The organism is Pinisolibacter sp. DMC19 (genome assembly GCF_056313985.1).
On sequence record NZ_JBQUZF010000001.1, the window covers coordinates 459,721 to 476,231 of the forward strand.

General features: G+C 69.3%; 9 protein-coding genes and 1 riboswitch. Of the genes, 4 read left to right on the forward strand and 5 right to left on the reverse strand.

What is annotated here, in order from left to right; all coding sequences use genetic code 11:
- Nucleotides 1–4: 4 nt before the first annotated feature.
- The 5 genes from glgA to ACT53U_RS02065 all read right to left on the reverse strand — a co-directional run bounded on the left by glgA (nt 5) and on the right by ACT53U_RS02065 (nt 9,380).
- Nucleotides 5–1,468 carry a glycogen synthase GlgA gene (gene glgA, locus ACT53U_RS02045; RefSeq protein WP_476152316.1) on the reverse strand — a complete coding sequence of 488 codons (1,464 nt, stop codon included), beginning with the start codon at nt 1,466–1,468 and terminating at the stop codon, nt 5–7.
- 24 nt (nt 1,469–1,492) lie between these two features.
- The gene (gene glgC / locus ACT53U_RS02050; RefSeq protein ID WP_476152318.1) at nt 1,493–2,779 is read right to left on the reverse strand and encodes a glucose-1-phosphate adenylyltransferase; all 1,287 of its coding nucleotides are present in this window, start codon (nt 2,777–2,779) and stop codon (nt 1,493–1,495) included.
- A 55-nt stretch (nt 2,780–2,834) separates the two neighbouring features.
- Nucleotides 2,835–5,048, reverse strand: coding sequence for a 1,4-alpha-glucan branching protein GlgB (gene glgB / locus ACT53U_RS02055; protein ID WP_476152320.1), 2,214 nt, complete (start codon nt 5,046–5,048; stop codon nt 2,835–2,837).
- 124 nt (nt 5,049–5,172) lie between these two features.
- The gene (locus ACT53U_RS02060; protein ID WP_476152321.1) at nt 5,173–7,650 is read right to left on the reverse strand and encodes a glycogen/starch/alpha-glucan phosphorylase; all 2,478 of its coding nucleotides are present in this window, start codon (nt 7,648–7,650) and stop codon (nt 5,173–5,175) included.
- A gap of 161 nt (nt 7,651–7,811) precedes the next feature.
- A complete protein-coding gene (locus tag ACT53U_RS02065; protein ID WP_476152323.1) occupies nt 7,812–9,380 on the reverse strand; it encodes an acetyl-CoA hydrolase/transferase family protein in 1,569 nt (522 codons plus the stop codon).
- A gap of 558 nt (nt 9,381–9,938) precedes the next feature.
- Nucleotides 9,939–10,151: riboswitch (cobalamin riboswitch) on the forward strand.
- A gap of 34 nt (nt 10,152–10,185) precedes the next feature.
- On the opposite strand from ACT53U_RS02065, the gene ACT53U_RS02070 reads away from it, so the two are divergent.
- The 4 genes from ACT53U_RS02070 to cobG are packed head-to-tail and all read left to right on the forward strand — an operon-like array spanning nt 10,186 to nt 16,508.
- Complete coding sequence (locus ACT53U_RS02070; RefSeq protein WP_476152324.1) at nt 10,186–10,602, forward strand: DUF1636 family protein; 417 nt, start codon at nt 10,186–10,188, stop codon at nt 10,600–10,602.
- Entirely contained in the window at nt 10,599–11,636 is a 1,038-nt protein-coding gene (gene cobW / locus ACT53U_RS02075; protein ID WP_476152325.1) for a cobalamin biosynthesis protein CobW, read from the forward strand. The genes ACT53U_RS02070 and cobW overlap by 4 nt, the downstream gene beginning before the upstream one ends.
- A gap of 10 nt (nt 11,637–11,646) precedes the next feature.
- Entirely contained in the window at nt 11,647–15,201 is a 3,555-nt protein-coding gene (cobN, locus tag ACT53U_RS02080) for a cobaltochelatase subunit CobN (protein ID WP_476152326.1), read from the forward strand.
- On the forward strand, nt 15,198–16,508 hold the full coding sequence (gene cobG / locus ACT53U_RS02085) for a precorrin-3B synthase (protein ID WP_476152328.1): 1,311 nt from the start codon (nt 15,198–15,200) through the stop codon (nt 16,506–16,508). Before cobN ends, cobG begins: the two co-directional genes overlap by 4 nt.
- Nucleotides 16,509–16,511: the final 3 nt, after the last annotated feature.

The following is a 16,511-nucleotide window of genomic DNA, read 5'->3' on the forward strand; positions in this document are numbered from 1 at the left end:
CCGATCAACCCCTCTCGGCGACCAGATCGCGATAGAGTTTGGCATATCGCGCCGCCGATCGTCCCCACGAGACGTCGGTGCGCATCGCATTCTTCACCAGTCTCTTCCAGACGTCGCTCTCGGCGAAGAGCCCCGCCGCCCGCTCGATCGCGGCGCGGAACATCTCGGCCGTCGGCGGCGTGAAGACGACACCCGTGCCCGCCCCCGCCTCCAGCGCCATCTCGTTGGCGTCGATGATCGTGTCGGCGAGGCCGCCGACCCGCGTGACGATCGGGATGGCGCCGTAGCGCAGCGCGCAGAGCTGGGTCAGCCCACAGGGCTCGAAACGCGACGGCACCAGCAGCGCGTCGGCGCCCGCCTGGACCAGATGGGCGAGGGTCTCGTCGTAGCCGATCACCACGCCGACCCGGCCGGGATGGGCGGCCGCGGCCTGACGGAAGCCGTCGACCAGCTCGCGGTCACCCGAGCCGAGCAGCACCAGCTGGCCGCCGACGGCGAGGATCGTCTCGATCCCCTCGAGCACCATGTCGAGGCCCTTCTGCCAGGAGAGCCGCGACACCACCGCGAAGACCATCGCCTTCTTGTCGACCTTGAGGCCGAAACGCCGCTGCAGCGCAGCCTTGTTGGGCCGCCGCGCCGAGGGCGTCGTCGCGTCGTAGCGGGCGGCGAGGAAGGGATCGGTCGCCGGGTTCCAGACGTCGACGTCGATGCCGTTGAGGATGCCCGAGACGACCGAAGAGCGACCGGCGAGCAGACCGCCGAGCCCCATGCCGCCGTCGCCGGTGCGGATCTCGGCGGCATAGGTCGGAGACACCGTCGTCACCCGGTCGGACATGCGCAGCGCCGCCTTGAGGTAGCCGATCGTGTCGTAATACTCGACGCCGTCCACCCCCCAGGCATGCGGCGGCAGGCCGAGCGGCTCCAGCAGTTCCTGCGGATACTGGCCCTGGAAGGCGAGGTTGTGGACGGTCGCGACCGTGCCCGGCCGCCGCCGTCCGTCGTATTCGAGATAGGCGGGCGTGAGACCCGTCTGCCAGTCGTGGGTATGGACCACGTCCGGCACGAAGCCCTTGACCGCACCGAGGCCGATGTCGGCGCCGATGCGGGCGAGGGCCGCGAAGCGGAATGGGTTGTCCGGCCAGTCGACGCCCTCGGCGTCGTGATAGGGATTGCCCGGCCGATCGAAGAGATGCGGCGCATCGAGGACGAAGAGGTCGAGACCGGCGACGCGGGCGGCGAGCACCGTCGCCGGGCCGCCGAACAGCGCCTTCTTCTTGACGACCCTGTCGACCTTCTCCGCCTTTTCGAGCGCCGCCTTGACCGCCGGATAGCCCGGCACCAGCGTGCGCATCTCGACGTCCTCGCCGGCGAGCGCGGCAGGCAACGCCCCCGCCACGTCGGCGAGCCCGCCGGTCTTGATCAGCGGATAGACCTCGGAGACGACCGAGAGAACCTTCGTCGTACCCATGTGGCGCCCCCTGCCCGGCTCACGTCAGTCGGCAATGCGGTCGAGCATCGGCTGGGTGATCAGGCAGATGCCCTTCTCGGTGCGGCGGAAGCGCGCCGCGTCGAGTTCGGGATCCTCGCCCACGACCAGCCCGTCGGGGATCTTCACGCGCGCGTCGACCACCACGTTGCTCAGCCGGCAACCACGCCCGACGTGCGACTGCGGCAGGATGATCGTGTTCTCGACCATCGAGTAGGAGTTGACCCGGACGCCGGTGAACAACAGCGAGCGCTTGAGGAAGGCGCCCGAGACGATGCAGCCGCCCGACACCAGCGACGACACCGCCGAACCGCGCCGGCCGTCGATGTCATGGACGAACTTCGCCGGCGGGGTGATCTCGCCGTAGGTCCAGATCGGCCAGTCGCTGTCGAACAGGTCGAGTTCCGGCACCACGTCGGTGAGGTCGATGTTGGCCTCCCAATAGGCATCGACCGTGCCGACGTCGCGCCAGTAGGGCTCGGCCTCGGAGCGCGACTTGACGCAGGACTTCGAGAAGTGGTGCGCCACCGCCTTACCGTGCTTGACGATGTAGGGGATGATGTCCTTGCCGAAGTCGCGGCTGGAGTGCGGATCGGCCGCGTCGCGCTCGAGCTGGTCCCACAGGAACTGCGCCTCGAACACGTAGATGCCCATCGAGGCGAGCGCCTTGTCGGGCTTGCCCGGCATCGCCGGCGGGTCCTTGGGCTTCTCGATGAAGGCGATGACGCGGTCGTCCTTGTCGACGTGCATGACGCCGAAGCCGGTCGCCTCTTCGCGGGGAACCTCGAGACAGCCGATCGTCACGTCGGCACCCGCCTCGACGTGCTGCCGCAGCATCTTCTCGTAGTCCATCTTGTAGATGTGATCGCCCGCCAGAATGATCATGTAGCGGGGATCGGAGTCCTTGATGATGTCGAGGTTCTGATAGACCGCGTCGGCGGTGCCGGCGTACCACGCCTCCTCCGACACGCGCTGCGAGGCCGGCAGGATGTCGAAGGTCTCGTTGCGTTCGGGGCGCAGGAAGTTCCAGCCGCGCTGCAGGTGGCGGATCAGCGAATGCGCCTTGTACTGGGTGGCGACGCCGAAGCGGCGGATGCCGGAATTCAGCGCGTTGGACAGGGCGAAGTCGATGATGCGCGACTTGCCGCCGAAATAGACGGCGGGCTTGGCACGGCGATCGGTCAGTTCCATCAGACGCGAGCCGCGCCCGCCGGCGAGCACGTAGGCCATGGCATGGCGGGAGAGCGGCTCGCGGTCGGCGGGGGCCTTGGGGTTCGGCTTCTTCTCGTTCATTCCGTCCATCCTCCCCTGGCAGGGTCGTGTCGTCGGGCGTCCCGTCGTCGCGGGGTCAGTCGCCCAGATATTCGAAGATCACGGTGGCCAGCGGCGGCACCAGGATCTCGGCATGGGCCGGCATGCCGTGGCTCTCGCCCTCGCCGACGCGGATCTCGCCGCCGTTGCCGAGGTTCGAGCCGCCGTAGCAGCCGGCGTTGGTGTTGATCGCCTCCCGCCAGCGCCCCTTGCAGGGGAAGCCGAGACGATAGCCGTCGCGCGGCACCGGCGTGAAGTTCGACACCACCACCACCGGCGGGTCGCCCCACTCGCCGAAGCGGGCGAAGGCGAAGATCGACTGGTCGCGATCCTCGACCACGATCCAGCGGAAGCCCTCCTGCTCACAGTCGCGCGCATGCAGCGACGGGCAGGTGCGATAGGCCTTGTTGAGGTCGCGCATGAGCGCCTGGAGCCCGGCATGCTCGGCCTGTTCGGTCAGATGCCAGTCGAGCCCCTTGTCGTGGTTCCATTCGGCCCACTGGCCGAACTCCTGACCCATGAACAGCAGCTTCTTGCCCGGGTGCCCCCACATGAAGCCGTAGTAGGCCCGGAGCGCCGCGAACTTCTGCCAGTGGTCGCCGCTCATCTTGCCGATCAGCGAGCCCTTGCCGTGCACCACCTCGTCGTGGCTGAGCGGCAGGACGAAGTTCTCGGCGAAGGCATAGAGCAGGCCGAAGGTCAGCTGGTCGTGGTGCCAGCGCCGATGGATCGCCTCGCGCGACATGTAGTCGAGCGTGTCGTGCATCCAGCCCATGTTCCACTTGAAGCCGAAACCGAGACCGCCCGTCGAGGTCGGATGCGACACGCCCGGCCAGGCGGTCGATTCCTCGGCCAGAGTGATGGCGCCGCGGCCCTCCGCATAGACCAGCTCGTTGACCTTGCGCAGGAAGGCGACGGCCTCGCGATTGTCGCGCCCGCCGTCCTCGTTGGGCAGCCACTCGCCCTCCTTGCGCGAATAGTCGAGATAGAGCATCGAGGCGACCGCATCCACCCGAAGCCCGTCGATGTGATAGCGCTCGAGCCAGAACAGCGCGTTGGCGCAGAGCATCGACACGACTTCCTGCCGGCCGAAGTCGTAGATCGCGGTGTTCCAGTCGGGATGGAAGCCGCGGCGCGGGTCGGCGTGCTCGTAGAGCGGCCCGCCGTCGAACTCGCGAAGCCCGTGCTCGTCGGTCGGGAAATGCGCCGGCACCCAGTCGAGGATGATGCCGAGCCCGGCCGCGTGCGCCTTGTCGACGAAGCGGGCGAAGCCCTCCGGCTCGCCGAAGCGCCGCGTCGGGGCGAAGAGGCCGATCGGCTGATAGCCCCACGATCCGTCGAACGGATGTTCCGAGATCGGCAGCAGTTCCAGATGGGTGAAGCCGAGGTCGACGGCATAGGGGATCAGGCTCTCGGCGAGCTCGTCCCAGGTGAGATAGCGCCAGCCGTCCACCCGCGCCCACGAGCCCAGATGCACCTCGTAGATCGACATCGGCCGCCGCCGGTCGTCGCCGGCGCGGCGCTCCATCCACTCGTCGTCCGACCAGACGAAATTGTCGGTGCGCGCCACCACCGAGGCGGTCGAGGGCCGCATCTCCGAGCCGAAACCGAGCGGATCGGCCTTGAGCGGCAGGAGCCGGCCGTCGGCCGCGACGATCTCGTACTTGTAGTTGGTGCCGACGCCGACGTCCGGGGCGAAGATCTCCCAGATGCCGCTGTCGATGCGCTTGCGCATCTGATGGCGTCGGCCGTCCCAGGCGTTGAAGTCGCCGACCACCGAGACGCGCGCGGCGTTCGGCGCCCAGACCGCGAAGTTGACGCCGTGGACGCCGCAATGGACGACCACCTGCGCGCCGAGCCGTTCGAAGAGCCGGCGATGCGTCCCCTCGACCAGCAGATAGTCGTCGGTCGAGCCGAGATAGGCCGGGAAGGAATAGGGATCGCGCAGCGTCCACGACGCCGAGGCGTTCGACGCCTTCAGTGCGTAGTCGCGGTCGCCGATCGCCGCACCCGGCACCAATCCCTCGAAGAAGCCGGTGTCATGCCGTCGCGTCAGTCGTGCGAGCACCTTGCCGGAAAGGTCCGTCACGTCGAGGAATTCGGCGTGCGGAACGAAGGCGCGGATCACCCGCCCGTCGGGCGTCTCGTGCGGCCCCAGTACGGCGAAGGGATCGCCGTGGCGCCCTGCGACGATCGCGTCGACGTCCGATTGCCGAGCGGTCCAGTTCGCCCCCGTGGTCAGGTCGCTCATCGCGCCTCCTTTCGGCAGGCTCCGGTCCGTGGGCGGCCGAAACCCTGCCTTGTCCCCGATCGCTCCCGGCCGCGTCTGCCGGCGGCCTTGCGGTGGGCGGGGGCAGCGCCCCCGCCCGTCCGCCTCAGGCATGCGGCGGATTGACGGGAACGTTCCAGATGTCCTCGGCATATTCGGAGATCGTCCGATCCGACGAGAACCACCCCATGTTGGCGGTGTTGAGAGCCGCCGACCGACGCCACGCCGGCTGGTCCCGCCACTTGCGGAACACGGCCCGTTGCGTCGAATAATAGCTCTCGAAGTCCGCCGTCACCAAGAAATAGTCGTGATAGGTCAGAGCGTCGACCAAGGGCTTGTACCGATCGGGTTCGCCCGGAGAGAACACACCCGACCCGATCGACTCCAGTACTTCCGCCAGAATCGGAGACTTGGCGAGCGTCTCTCGTGCGTCGATACCCTGGGCGCGCCGTGCCTCGACTTCTTCCGCCGTCAGGCCGAAGATGAAGATGTTGTCGTCACCGACGCACTGCTTCATCTCGACGTTGGCGCCATCGAGCGTGCCGATGGTCAACGCACCGTTGAGGCCGAACTTCATGTTGCCGGTGCCGGAAGCCTCCATGCCCGCGGTCGAGATCTGTTCCGACAGATCGGCCGCCGGGATGATGCGCTCGGCGAGGCTGACATTGTAGTTCGGCAGGAAGACCACCTTCAACAGGCCGCGCAGCGTCGGGTCGGTGTTGACCACCTTGGCGACGTCGTTGGCGAGCTTGATGATCAGCTTGGCCTGGGCATAGGAGGCCGCCGCCTTGCCGGCGAAGATCTTCACCCGCGGGATCCAGTCGCGCGTCGGCTGGGCGCGCATGGCGTCGTAGACGGCGATGGTCTCGAGGATGTTGAGCAGCTGGCGCTTGTACTCGTGGATGCGCTTGATCTGCACGTCGAAGAGCGCACGCGGATCGACCTTGACCTCGCAGCGGTCGAGGATCAGACGCGCCAGCCGCTCCTTGTTGGCGAACTTGACCGCCGCGAACTTCTCCTGGAAGGCGGCGTCGCCGGCATGGGGCGCGAGATCCGTCAGCTTCGAGGCGTCGTCGAGGAAGGCCGGCCCGATCGTGTCGCCGATCAGCTTCGTCAGCCCCGGGTTCGACTGGTAGAGCCAGCGGCGGAAGGTGATGCCGTTGGTCTTGTTGACGATCCGGTTCGGGTAGGCGTTGTTGAGGTCGCGGAACACCGTGACCTTCATCAGGTCAGAATGCAGCGCCGACACGCCGTTGATCTTGTGGGAGCCGATATAGGCGAGATGGCCCATGCGGACGCGGCGGCTGCCCTGCTCGTCGATGATCGACAGCGCAGAGAGGAGCCCGCCGTCGGAGCTTCTCTTCTTCATCTCGTCGAGATGCAGCGCGTTGATCAGGTAGATGATCTGCATGTGGCGCGGCAAGAGCCGCTCCATCAGGCCGACCGGCCAGGTCTCGAGCGCTTCCGGCAGCAGCGTGTGGTTGGTGTAGGAGAAGGTCGCCTGGGTCATCTCCCAGGCCTTCGCCCACTCCACCTCGTGGATGTCGACCAGAATGCGCATCATCTCGGCGACGGCGATCGACGGATGGGTGTCGTTGAGCTGGATCGCCACCTTCTTGGGCAGCGTCGTGATGTCGGCGTGCTGGTTGAGGTGGCGCCGCATCAGGTCCTGCAGCGAGGCCGAGGCGAAGAAGAACTCCTGCCGCAGCCGCAGTTCCTGACCCGCAGGCGTCGCGTCCGACGGATAGAGCACCTTGGAGATCGCCTCCGCCTTGACGCGGGCGGCCGCAGCACCGACGTGGTCGCCGGCGTTGAAGGCGTCGAGCCGCAGCGGATCGGCGGCCTTGGCCGACCACAGGCGCAGCGTGTTCACGTGCTGGCCGCGCCAGCCGACGATCGGCGTGTCGTAGGCGACCGCGAGCACGGTCTCGGCCGGGCGCCACTCGTGACGCACCGTGCCGTCGCGCTCGGTCATCGCCTCGACCCGACCGCCGAAGCCGATCGGATAGGCGACCTCCGGCCGCGGGAACTCCCACGGATTGCCCCAGGTCAGCCAGTCTTCCGGATATTCGAGCTGCCAGCCGTCCTTGATCCGCTGGCGGAACAGGCCGTTCTCGTAACGGATGCCGTAGCCGTAGGCGGCGATCGACAGGGTGGCGAGGCTCTCCATGAAGCAGGCGGCGAGACGGCCGAGGCCGCCGTTGCCGAGTGCGGCGTCGGGCTCGACCTCCTTCAGCAGGTCGAGATCGACGTCGAGGCCGGCGAGCGCCTCGCGCACCGTGTCGATGACCTGGAGATTGCCCATCGCGTCGAACAGCAGGCGACCGATGAGGAACTCGAGGGAGAGGTAATAGACCCGCTTCTCGTCGTCCTGATAGGTCTGGGTGGTGGAGTGCATCCACTCGCCGACGATCATGTCGCGCACGGCGAGCGTCGTGGCGACGAACCAGTCGTGGGTCGAGGCGGCGATGGCGTTCTTGCCGACCGCGTAGGTGAGTTTCTCCACGATCGCGGCGCGGACGCCTTCGACCGTGACGGGAGTGCCCTTCGTCTCGGTGTTCGAGTTGCCGACCAGTTCGATCATCGCGTCCGCTCCTTCCCGTTCGCCGAGGAGGCACCGGAATCACACGATCGTCTCGTGCGATTCCGGCCAGGTCCCCCGAGGCATCGATGCCACGTTTCCGATGACGAAAGCAATTACGATGCCTACGGGTTCTTGCGGGTAGCGACCTTCGGTCCGCGCTCTCAGCTCCAGGCGTCGGCCTGCACCAGGCTCTCGACCTTCCAGGCCTCGCGGGCCCGCTGCGCCGCCATCCAGTTCGGCATGAAGGTGAAGGCCTCGTCGAGAATGTGCGGCGTATGGCGGCCGGGCGAGTAGTGCAGCGCCCGGTCGACGTATTCCTCGAGCGCCGGCTTGAAGGTCGGATGGGCGCAGTTGGCGATCACGGTCTTGGCGCGCGCCTTCGGCGAGAGGCCGCGCAGGTCGGCGAGGCCCTGTTCGGTGACGATCACCTGGACGTCGTGCTCGGTGTGGTCGACGTGGGAGACCATCGGCACGATGCAGGAGATCGCCCCACCCTTCGCCACCGAAGGCGTCATGAAGAACGAAATATAGGCATTGCGCGCGAAGTCGCCCGAGCCGCCGATGCCGTTCATGATCGACGTACCCATGATGTGGGTCGAGTTGACGTTGCCGTAGATGTCGGCCTCGATCATGCCGTTCATGGCGATGATGCCGAGGCGACGGATGACCTCCGGATGGTTGGAGATCTCCTGCGGGCGCAACACGATCCGCTCGCGGTAGAAGTCGATGTTGTCGAGGAACTCCCTGGTCGCCTCCTCCGACAGCGACAGGGCCGTCGCCGAGGCATGCGTCAGCTTGCCCGACCGGATCAGGTTCAGCATGCCGTCCTGGAGCACTTCGGTGTAGGCGGTCAGATCCTCGAAATGGCCGTGCTCGAGATCGGCCATCACCGCGTTGGCGACGTTGCCGACGCCCGACTGCAACGGCAGGAGATTGGCCGGCAGGCGCCCCATCTTCACCTCGTGGTCGAGGAAGTCGATGATGTGATGGGCGATCTTCTTCGACGTCGCGTCGGGGGCGGTGAAGGCGGTGTTGCGATCGTGGGCGTCGGTCTCGACGATCGCCACGATCTTTTCGGGATCGACGCGGAAGAACGGCTGACCGATGCGGTCGTGCGCCGCCACCATCGGGATCGGCTTCCTGTGCGGCGGCCGATCGGTGCCGTAGTAGATGTCGTGCATGCCGGCGAGCGCCAGGCTCTGCCAGGAGTTCACCTCGAGGATGATCTTGTCGGCGCAGTCGAGCCAGGTCTTGTTGTTGCCGATCGACGACGATGGGATCAGCAGCCCGTCCTCGGTGATGCCGGCGACCTCGACCACCGCGACGTCGAGCTTGCCAAGGAAGCCGAACCACACCGTCTGGGCGACGTGCGAGAGGTGGATGTCGATGTACTCCATCTCACCGGCGTTGATGCGCTTGCGGCAGATCGGATCCGACTGATAGGGCAGCCGCATCTCGATGCCGTCGACCTTGGCGAGCGCGCCGTCGAGTTCCGGCGCCGTCGAGGCACCCGTCCACACCTTGACCTTGAAGGGCCGACCCTGCGCGTGCTCCGCGTCGATCCGCTTGGCCAGTTCGATCGGCACCGCCTTCGGATAGCCCGCGCCGGTGAAACCGCTCATGCCGACGGTCGCACCGTCCGGGATCAGGGCAGCGGCCTGGGCCGCCGTCATGACCTTGGAGAAGAGACGGGGATCGAGAATCCGGGAAGGCTTGGTCGCAACGTTCATCTCGGGGAGGCCCTTTGGCACCGTCGCCAGTCTTCGGCGACGAACCGCCTTCTCCGGCGAACCGACGGCAATCGGTCGGCCGGTCACGGCGATCCATGGTTCGGCAGGTTCATCTCGGACGGATCGCCCCGATCCGCCCGGAACATGCTCGCGACCGAAGCCCCGCGCCCTCTCTCGCCCTTGCCCTGCGACGAACGAGCCGCGTCTTTCGATCTCGTCGATTGAAATAACGAGCAAGAGCCCCGGCTCGAACCCATACGAAAGCATTTGAAAGCAGTGCAGCATGGATCGCGACGACAGATGCGCCGCAGGGCCGATTCGGCGTTTTCAATGCCTTGCGATCGATTGCTCACAAAATTCGGAGTATGTTACCGAATATTCGCATTCGCGCATTGCTGCACCGCACATGTATGCGAAAATCGCATGTCTCGCGCACAGAGCCCCGCGTCTGCGACCTTCGGACGAGACGGCGGGCGATCCGACCGTTTTCGGCCGGAAATCGGCGGTCTGCGAGGCGGTTTGCCGGCCGCTTTCCTTGACAGTCGTGTGAAACGCCCCTTATCTCGCCCGGTCGACGGTCCCGCGGGCACTCCCGCGGGCGAAGAGGGAATGCGGTCGAGCCTCTCGCACCCGAGAAGCTCCAAGCCGCGGCTGCCCCCGCAACTGTGAGCGGAGAGTGCCGACGCCGAATGCCACTGGGTTTCCCCGGGAAGGCGGCGCCGACGCGATCGATCCGCGAGCCAGGAGACCTGCCGTCGCGCCCGAAATCCCCGACCGCCGGAGGGGCGGAGAAGGAGAGCATGCCGTGACGACACCCGTATCCCGTCCCGAAACCACCCGTCCGACGACGGTGCTGGTCTGCGTCAACTGCCGCCGCGAGGGTGACGCCGAGGACGCCCCGCGCGCCGGCCGCCGCCTGCACGACGCCCTCGCCGCCCGCGCCGAGACACAGGACGACATCCGCGTCGTCGGCGTCGAGTGCCTGTCGGTGTGCAAGCGCCCGGTCACCATAGGCTTCGCCGACGAAGCCAAGTGGACCTATCTCTACGGCGAGTTCGACGAGACCGCCGCCGACGAGATCGTCGCCACCGCCCGCCTCTACGGCGAGACCGACGACGGTCTGATCGCCTGGAAGAGCCGCCCGGTCGCCTTCCGCCGCGGCGTCGTCGGCCGCATCCCGCCCTTCGCGGTCGCCACCGCCGATCCGGAGGGCCGCCCGTGACCGCCTTCGCCAAGATCCCCGTCACCATCGTCACCGGCTTCCTCGGCGCCGGCAAGACGACGCTGGTCCGCCACCTGATCGAGAACGCCCGCGGCCGCCGCATCGCCATTCTCGTCAACGAGTTCGGCGACGTCGGCGTCGACGGCACGCTGCTCTCCGACTGCGGCGACGACAGCTGCCGCCCCGCCGCCGTGGTGGAACTGACCAACGGCTGCCTCTGCTGCACCGTCGCCGACGACTTCATGCCGGCGATCGAGAGCCTGTTGGCGCTGCCGAACCGGCCCGAGCACATCGTGGTCGAGACCTCGGGCCTCGCCCTGCCCAAGCCACTGGTGAAGGCCTTCGACTGGCCGGAGATCCGGGCGAAGCTCACCGTCGACGGCGTCGTCGCCGTGGTCGATGCCGCCGCCGTCGCCGACGGCCGCTTCGCCGACGATCCCGAGGCGCTGGCCGCAGAGCGCGCCGCCGACGCCGCGATCGATCACGACAATCCGCTGGAAGAGGTCTACGAGGACCAGCTTCTCGCCGCCGATCTCGTCGTGCTCAACAAGGCCGATCTCCTCGGCGATGCCGACCTCGCGGCGATCGAAGCCGAGATCCGCGCTGCGGTGCCCCGTGCGGTGAAGGTGGTGCGCGCGACCGAAGGCCGGGTCGACCCGACCGTCGCCCTCGGCCTCTTCGCCGCCGCGGAAGACGACTTGGCCGCCCGCCCCTCGCACCACGAGGCCGAGGGCGAGGATCACGACCACGACGACTTCGAGACCATCGTCGTGGATGTCGCCGCCACGCCCGACGCCGAGAGCCTCGTCGCACGACTGAAGACCGTCGCCGAGGCGCATGACGTCTTGCGCATCAAGGGCTTCGTCGAGGTGACCGGCAAGCCGATGCGGCTTCTGGTGCAGGGCGTCGGCGCCCGCTTCCGTCATGCCTTCGACCGCCCGTGGCGGCGCGACGAGACGCGCGCCGGCCGTCTCGTGGTGATCGCCGAGAAGGGCCTCGACGCCGCCGCCGTCCGCGCCGCACTCGCGTCCTGAGGAGGGCTCCATGCATCTCGTCGCCGATCAGGTGCGATCGCTCGACGAGACCGCGCGCGCCGTCGACCTCGCCCAGACGCCGGGCGAGGTCGCCTTCCTCTCCTTCTCCGACAGCGACCTCGGACTGGTCGCGAGCCTCGCCGAGGAACGCGGTGACGCACTGCCGTCGCTGCGCCTCGCCTCGCTCGCCGACCTGCGCCATCCCTATTCGATCGACCTGTGGTTGGAGCAGGTCGGACGCCACGCGAAATTCGTCCTCGTCCGCCTCCTCGGCGGCATGGACTGGTGGCGCTACGGCGTCGACGAACTCTCCGTCGCCGCCCGCAATCGCGGCATCGCCCTGGCGATCGTCCCCGGCGAGGCCCGCGCCGACGACCGCCTCGACGCCGCCTCGACCATCCCCGTCGACGACCTCCGCCGCCTCTGGGCGTGGTTCCAGGAAGGCGGCCCCGACAATGTCGGCTCGGCGCTCTCGTGGATCGCCGCCCGTCTCGGTCGCCCCGCGACCTGGGACGAGCCCCGGCCGCTCCCCGCCCACGGCGAGTTCGCCGCCGCCCGGCGCGAGGGACCCGGCCCGCTGGCGCTGATCACGCTCTACCGCTCGATCTGGGCCGCCGCCGACACCGCGCCGATCACCGCTCTCGCCGATGCGCTCGCCGCCCGCGGCCTCTCGGTCAGGGCGGAATGGGCGACGAGCCTCAAGGACGGCCGCGTCGTCGAAGGGCTCTCGCGCCTGATCGAGACGGTGAAGCCTTCGATCGTCGTCAACACCACCGCCTTCTCCGCCCGGCTCGACGACGGCACCTCGGTGCTCGACCGCGCCGGCGTGCCCGTGCTGCAGGCGGTGCTGGCGACCTCCGATCGCGAGGCATGGCGCGCGTCCAGCCGTGGCCTCGGCGCCTCCGATCTCGCGATGAACGTGGTGCTGCCCGAGGTCGACGGCCGCATCGCCACGCGCGCGATCTCCTTCAAGGGCCGCGACGAACGGTCGGCGACGCTGGAACACGCCCCCGCCCGCCACGTCCCCGACGACACCGGCATCGCGGCGGTCGCCGATCTCGCCGCCGCCTGGGTGCATCTGGCGGAAACGCCGCGCGCGGCGCGCCGGCTGGCGATGATCGTCTCCAACTATCCGGCCAAGGGCGGCCACACGGCCTATGCCGTCGGCCTCGACACGCCGGCATCGATCGTCGCCATCGCCGAGGATCTGGCGACGGCGGGTTATGCGGTGACCCCACCGCCCGAGGCGAACGAGATCATGGCGATGCTCGAAGGGCGGACGGGGCACGGCGCCGCCACGGCCCTCCCTTCTCCCCTTGCGGGAGAAGGTGGCGCGCAGCGCCGGATGAGGGGTGTCCCCCTCTCCGCGGCGCCCGCGCCCGAGGCTGCCTCTGCGCCCCCTCATCCGCCCTTCGGGCACCTTCTCCCGCAAGGGGAGAAGGGGGAGATCGCCGCTCGGCCCCACGACACGACATCCACCCTCCCGCTCGCGACCTACGAAACCCTCTTCGCGGCTCTCCCCGAGACGTTTCGGGCCTCCGTCCTCGCCGCCTGGGGGCCGCCCACCGAGGACCCGGCGCTCGTCGACGGCGCCTTCCCCTTCGCGACGCTGGCGCTCGGCAACCTCCTCGTCGCGGTGCAGCCCGATCGCGGCCTCGCCGCCGATCGCAAGGACGCCTATCACGACGCCTCGCGCCCGCCGCGCCATGCCTATGTCGCCTTCTACCTGTGGCTCCGGGCGAGCGCGCGCATCGACGCGATGATCCACCTCGGCACCCACGGCACGCTCGAATGGCTGCCCGGCAAGGCCGCCGCCCCCGCCGCCGACTGCGCCCCGACGCTCCTTCTGGGCGCGACGCCGATCGTCTACCCCTTCGTCGTCAACAACCCCGGCGAGGCGGCACAGGCGAAGCGCCGGCTCTCGGCGATCGCGCTGGGCCACATGACGCCGCCGCTGACCAAGGCCGGCAGCCACGGCGCCGCCGCCGAGATCGAGGCGCTGCTCGACGAGTTCTCCCAGGCCCAGACGCTCGACGCCCGCCGCGCCCGCATGCTCGCCGAGACCATCCTCGAACGCGCCCGCGAGACCGGCCTCGACGCCGAGAGCGGCATCGCCCCCGAGATGGACGCGGCCGAGGCGCTGACCCGGCTCGATGCCTGGCTCTGCGATCTCAAGGACGCCCGCATCTCCGACGGGCTCCACGTCTTCGCCCGAGCGACCTCCCCGGCCCTGCGCGAGACCGCCGCCGCGACGCTGGCGGAAGACGCCGACGCGACCGCCCGCGCCTCCCTCGAGGGTGCACTCGAAGCCTGCGCCGCGGCCGAGCGCGACGGGCTGATCGCCGCCCTCGACGGACGCTTCGTCATGCCGGGACCGGCCGGCGCCCCCTCGCGCGGCCGTCTCGACGTGCTGCCGACGGGGCGCAATCTCTACGCCGTCGACCCGCGCGCCGTGCCGACCCGCACCGCCTGGGAGATCGGCCGCCGCACGGCGGAAGAGGTCGTCACCCGCCATGCGCAGGACCACGGCGACTGGCCGCGCGCCGTGGTGCTCGATCTCTGGGGCTCGGCCACCATGCGCACCGGCGGCGACGACCTGGCGCAAGCCTTCGCCCTGATGGGCTGCCGCCCGACCTGGGACCCGGCGACCGCCCGCGTCACCGGCTTCGAGATCCTGGTGCCGGCGAAGCTCGGCCGCCCGCGCGTCGACGTCACGCTGCGCATCTCCGGCCTCTTCCGCGACGTGTTCGAGCGCCAGATCGCCCTCTTCGACGCGGCCGTCCGCGCCGTCGCCGCCCTCGACGAGGACGACGAGGACAATCCCCTCGCCGCCGCCCGCCGTGTGGCCGAGGACGACACCGCCCTCTTCCGCGTCTTCGGCGCGGCGCCCGGCGCCTATGGCGTCGGTATCGCCACCACCGTCGCGACCGGTGGATGGGCGACCCGCGCCGACCTCGCCGAGGCCTATGTCGCGGCCTCCTCCCACGCCTTCGGCCGCAACGCCGACGGCATCGCGGCGCGCGAGGCCTTCGTCGACCGGCTCGCTTCGGTCGATGCCTTCGTCCATTCGCAGGACAGCGCCGAACAGGACGTGCTCGACGCCGACGCCTATGCCGAACACGAGGGCGGTTTCGCCGCCGCGGCGGAGGCCGCCGGCAATCGCCCGGCGCTTTGGCACGTCGACACGACGCGGCCCGATCGGACGCGCGTCCGCACGCTCTCGGAAGAGATCGCCCGCGTGGTGCGCGCCCGCGCGACCAATCCGCGCTGGATCGCCGGCCAGATGCGCCATGGCCACCGCGGCGCGGCGGAAATCGCCGAGACGGTCGGCAATCTCCTCGCCTTCGCCGCGACCACCGACACGGTGGCGCCGAGGGCCTTCGATCTGCTATTCGACGCGACGCTCGGCGACGAGCGGGTCCATGCCTTCATGAAGGAGATGAACCCGCGCGCCGCCACCGCCGCCGCCCGCGCCTTCGACGAGGCCCTCCGTCGGGGACTGTGGGCGAGCCGGCGCAATTCCGTCGCTGGACGAATAGCGGAAATCCTGGAGGCCGAACGATGAGCGGAAGTGAGAAGCCCGACCCGAAGCTGGTGAAGGGCTGGTGCCCCGGCGCGCTGCGCCCGATGGAATCCGCCGACGGCTTCCTGGTGCGCGTCCGCCTCACGGCCGGCATCCTGACCGCCGACATGGCCGGCGAGATCGCCGATTGCGCCCGTCGCTTCGGCAACGGGCTGATCGACTATTCCCAGCGCGGCAATCTCCAGCTGCGCGGCGTCGAGGTCGACGAACTCGCGCCTCTCCAGGCCCACCTCGCCACCCTCGGCGTGCTCGACGGCGACGCCGAGGCGGAAGCCGTGCGCAACATCGTGCCCTCGCCGCTCTCCGGCCTCGACCCCTCCGCCGCGATCGACGGCCGCGCGCTGTGCGCCGCCCTCGAACAGACGCTGACCGCGGATCGCTCGGTCCATGCCCTGCCCGGCAAGTTCGGCTTCGTCGTCGACGAGGGCGGCCGCATCGCGCTCGACGACGTCGCCGTCGACGTCAAGTTCACCGGTATCCGCATGGGCGAAGGCCCGCGCGTCGTCGTCTCGGTGGCGACCGGCCTCGCCAAGTACCAGCCGATCGCCGTCGTCGCGGTCGAGGATGCCCCCGTCCGCGCCGTGGCGCTCGCCCGTGCCGTCATCCGCCTGCGCGCCTCGATCCCCGATGCGCCGCGTCGCATGCACGAGGTCGTCGCCCGCGTCGGCCTCGCCGCCCTCTTCCGCGCGGCCGGCTTCGGCGAGACCATGGCGGCGGTCACCACCCTGCCGCGCGCCTTCGGCGCCGAGGCGGTGATCGGCGACCACACCGCCGGCCCTGGCGCCTTCATCGGCGTCGGCGCCCCCTTCGGCCGGCTGACCGCCGACCAGATGGCGCTGCTCGGCGAACTCGCCGGCGAACGCGGCATGGGCGAACTGCGCCTCACCCCGTGGCGGGTGATGCTGATCCCCGGCATCAAACCGGAGAAGCTCGGCCGCATCCGCCCGTGGATCGCCGCCGGCAAGTTCGTCTTCTCGCCCGACGATCCGCGCCTCGCCGTCGTCTCCTGTGCCGGCGCCAGCGGCTGCCGCTCGGGCTCGGTCGAGGCCCGTCTCGACGGCGCGGAACTCGCCCCCCTCGCCCGCCGCTTCGCCCGCACCGGCCTGACGCTCCACGTCTCCGGCTGCGAGAAGGGCTGCGCCCACCCCGGCCCGGCTCCGCTGACGCTGACCGGCCGCGACGGTCGTTACGATCTGGTGCGCGACGGCCGCGCCTGGGACGCGCCCTGGCTCTCCGGCCTGACGCTCGCCGAAGCCGCCTCCGCCATCTCCGACCTCGCGCCCCTCTGAGGA

Coding starts and splice junctions, on each gene's coding strand:
- glgA (WP_476152316.1), bottom strand. CDS start 1,468: ATGGGTACGACGAAGGTTCTCTCGGTCGTCTCCGAGGTCTATCCGCTG.
- glgC (WP_476152318.1), bottom strand. CDS start 2,779: ATGAACGAGAAGAAGCCGAACCCCAAGGCCCCCGCCGACCGCGAGCCG.
- glgB (WP_476152320.1), bottom strand. CDS start 5,048: ATGAGCGACCTGACCACGGGGGCGAACTGGACCGCTCGGCAATCGGAC.
- ACT53U_RS02060 (WP_476152321.1), bottom strand. CDS start 7,650: ATGATCGAACTGGTCGGCAACTCGAACACCGAGACGAAGGGCACTCCC.
- ACT53U_RS02065 (WP_476152323.1), bottom strand. CDS start 9,380: ATGAACGTTGCGACCAAGCCTTCCCGGATTCTCGATCCCCGTCTCTTC.
- cobN (WP_476152326.1), top strand. CDS start 11,647: ATGCATCTCGTCGCCGATCAGGTGCGATCGCTCGACGAGACCGCGCGC.
- cobG (WP_476152328.1), top strand. CDS start 15,198: ATGAGCGGAAGTGAGAAGCCCGACCCGAAGCTGGTGAAGGGCTGGTGC.